At 64.4% G+C, this 2,308-nt stretch carries 2 protein-coding genes; both read left to right on the top strand.

What is annotated here, in order from left to right; translation table 11 throughout:
* The first annotated feature begins 115 nt into the window (after positions 1-115).
* A complete protein-coding gene (tcuC, locus tag GCT13_RS47425) occupies positions 116-1,411 on the top strand; it encodes an MFS transporter (RefSeq protein WP_152768410.1) in 1,296 nt (431 codons plus the stop codon).
* 55 nt (positions 1,412-1,466) lie between these two features.
* On the top strand, positions 1,467-2,249 hold the full coding sequence (locus tag GCT13_RS47420) for a substrate-binding domain-containing protein (RefSeq protein WP_152768409.1): 783 nt from the start codon (positions 1,467-1,469) through the stop codon (positions 2,247-2,249).
* Positions 2,250-2,308: the final 59 nt, after the last annotated feature.

Here is a 2,308-nt window from a genome sequence, read left to right as displayed (position 1 = left end):
GGACATCAATCGTTCCGAAGATTGCACTTATCGTTTTGCCGGCCCCGGGCGAACATTGCCAAAACCACAATCGACCGGATCACCGCGTATTTTCTGGATCTCAGGAGACACCTCGATGCACCCCTCGTCTAGCGTTTCGACCGGACATTCAAAGGCCGCTGCGGTTGTCCGCGTAACGGCCGGGAATTTCCTGGAGCAGTTCGACTTCTTCCTGTTCGGCTTCTACGCCACGCAGATCGCCAACGTCTTCTTTCCCGCCGAGAGCGAGTTCGCCTCGTTGATGATGACGTTCGCGGTCTTCGGCGCCGGCTTCCTGATGCGGCCGCTGGGCGCGATCGTGCTTGGCGCCTACATCGACGACGTCGGCCGCCGCAAGGGCCTCATCGTCACGCTCTCCATCATGGCAAGCGGCACCATCCTGATCGCGTTCGTACCGGGCTACRCCACGATCGGACTTCTCGCGCCCGCGCTCGTGCTGCTCGGGCGGCTGCTGCAGGGCTTCTCGGCGGGCGCCGAGCTGGGCGGCGTRTCGGTGTATCTCGCCGAGATGGCCACGCCCGGCCGCAAGGGCTTCTTYACGAGCTGGCAGTCCGCSAGCCAGCAGGTGGCGATCGTCGTRGCTGCGGGCCTCGGCTTCGCGCTCAATCAATCGCTGAACGCRGCGGCCATCGCGGCGTGGGGATGGCGGGTACCGTTCTTCGTCGGCTGCATGATCGTGCCGTTCATCTTCATGCTGCGCCGCAATCTGGAGGAAACGCAGGAGTTCAAGGCACGCCAGCATCGTCCGGGCATGAAGGAAGTGTTCGGCACGCTGGTCCAGAACTGGGCCGTCGTTGTCGCCGGCATGATGCTGGTGGCGATGACCACCRCGAGCTTCTACCTCATCACGGTCTACGCGCCGACGTTCGGCAAGTCGGTTCTGCACCTGAGCACCGCCGATAGTCTGCTCGTGACGCTGTGCGTCGGCGTGTCGAACTTCGTGTGGCTGCCAGTCGGCGGTGCGCTCTCCGACAAGATCGGCCGCCGACCACTGCTCGTCGGCATGACGGTGCTCGCCATCGCGACCGCATACCCGGCACTGTCGCTGCTCGCTCACGCGCCGAGCTTCGTCAACATGCTGCTCGTCCTCCTCTGGCTCTCGTTCATGTACGGCATCTATAACGGCGCGATGGTCGTCGCACTCACGGAAGTGATGCCGGTGCAGGTACGCGTTGCAGGYTTCTCGCTCGCCTACAGCCTYGCTACGGCCGTGTTYGGAGGCTTCACGCCGGCGATCTCGACGGCTCTCATTCACATGACCGGCGACAAGGCKGCGCCYGGCTACTGGATGAGCCTGGCCGCARCGTGCGCCCTTTTGGCGACKTTCGCRCTCTAYCGCCGCCGCGCAGTGGCGCTGACGCCGGCGCACTGATGCGCAACCCGTCCCGCATGTTCCCGAATACGCACRACCCCGCACGACCACAATCATGAGAAACCTGCTTCTGAAACTRTKCGCGGCAGCGCTCGTCGCAACCTCGGCCGCTGCGGCGAACGTGCAGGCCGCCGACCTGCACGTCATGAGCTCGGGCGGCTTCACCGCCGCGTACAAGGTGCTCGGTCCCAGGTTCGCGTCCCAGACGGGCAACACGCTCGACACCGCGCTTGGCCCGTCGATGGGCAAATCGCCCGAAGCGATTCCCAACAGGCTCGCGCGTGGCGAGCCTGCSGACGCCGTCATCATGGTCGGCTACGCACTTGACGAGCTGATCAAGCAAGGCAAGGTCATCCCCGGATCGCGGGTCGAGCTGGCCGATTCGCGCATCGGCATGGTCGTGCGCGAAGGTGCGGCGAAGCCCGACATCGGCTCGGCCGAAGGCCTCAGGCAGACCCTGCTGCATGCGAAGTCGATCGCCTACTCGGACAGCGCGAGCGGCGTCTATATCGAGCGAGAGTTGTTCAAGAAGCTCGGCATCGAGGATCAGGTCAGGTCGAAGGCGAAGATGATTCCGCGGATTCCAGTGGCGTCGGTGGTGGCGAACGGTGACTACGAAATCGGCTTCCAGCAGGTGAGCGAGCTGCTGCCCGTCCAGGGCGCGACCTTCGTCGGAAAGATTCCCGAGTCTCTGCAGTCCGTCACGCGCTTCGCCGCCGGCATCCCCGTCGGCGCGCAGCATCCGAAGGAAGCGAAGGCGCTCCTCGACTATCTCGCAGCACCCGATGTACAGGCAGAAGTGAGATCGACCGGGCTCGATTCCGTCTCCGCACATTGAGGCAGCACCATGGGAGGGCTTGCCCCAGCCAGCCTTCCCGTCACCCCGGGGTGTCTGTC

The organism is Paraburkholderia franconis (genome assembly GCF_009362735.1).
Taxonomy (GTDB): Bacteria; Pseudomonadota; Gammaproteobacteria; order Burkholderiales; family Burkholderiaceae; genus Paraburkholderia; species Paraburkholderia franconis.
Note: the sequence above shows the minus strand (reverse complement) of the source record. Positions and strands in the feature narration are given on the sequence as shown.